General features: G+C 45.3%; 1 protein-coding gene. It reads left to right on the top strand.

Annotated elements, in window-relative coordinates:
* Window positions 1-607 (top strand): hypothetical protein (locus ACOCD2_RS24500; RefSeq protein ID WP_419596205.1); only part of this gene is annotated, 607 nt, incomplete at its 5' end.
* Between the last annotated feature and the right edge of the window lie 48 nt (window positions 608-655).

Genomic DNA, 655 nt, shown 5'->3' with positions numbered 1-655 from the left:
CTTCTCTTTACCAGACGAATCCACCCTTGATCCTTGGCGTTTAACGGTTTACCAAGCATCGGGACAGTTTCTGGATTTCGTAGAAGGATTAAAAAACGGTGGTAACACATCAAGGACGATAGAACTTCTTGTTCAAGGTTTAAACAGAACATTCTGCGGCATGATGATAGATGACGGAACGGAACTTTATCTTGCATCATCAGGTGGTGATGGTAGAGGTCGTATTGCTTCTCTTCTGAATTATGATTTGCCAACAACCCGCCACAGAAGAGACCCCTACCTGAATTTTTCCTTGGGAACCGACGGTGTTACACCATGCTTACAGATCGTTGATCCTGCAGCCGACGGTGATGGTATTGTGGACAGTCTACCCCTTCAGCTTACCCATTTTGAGTATCTTATTCGTGTCGCAAATGGCAGTTTACCGGCAAGCTTTTCCCGTCAATGCAACGAAGATTTTCTGGATTTCAAATTAAGGTTGATCAAAAGGCTCGATGATCTAATCGGAGAAGAGCCGTCCGGTGATGAAATCAGCTTGCAAGCACTTACCGTGGATGAGCATGGCCGAGCCCATCCCGACAATATACGGATCAGAGTGGGATCATGAGTACACGTCTGGAAGCTCTTGCTAAATACAGAAGCGATGTTAATGTTT

Source organism: Thiolapillus sp., from assembly GCF_048562965.1.
Taxonomy (GTDB): Bacteria; Pseudomonadota; Gammaproteobacteria; order Chromatiales; family Chromatiaceae; genus Thiolapillus; species Thiolapillus brandeum_A.
The sequence above is the reverse complement of the archived record's forward strand: the minus strand, read 5'-3'. Positions and strand labels throughout refer to the sequence as shown.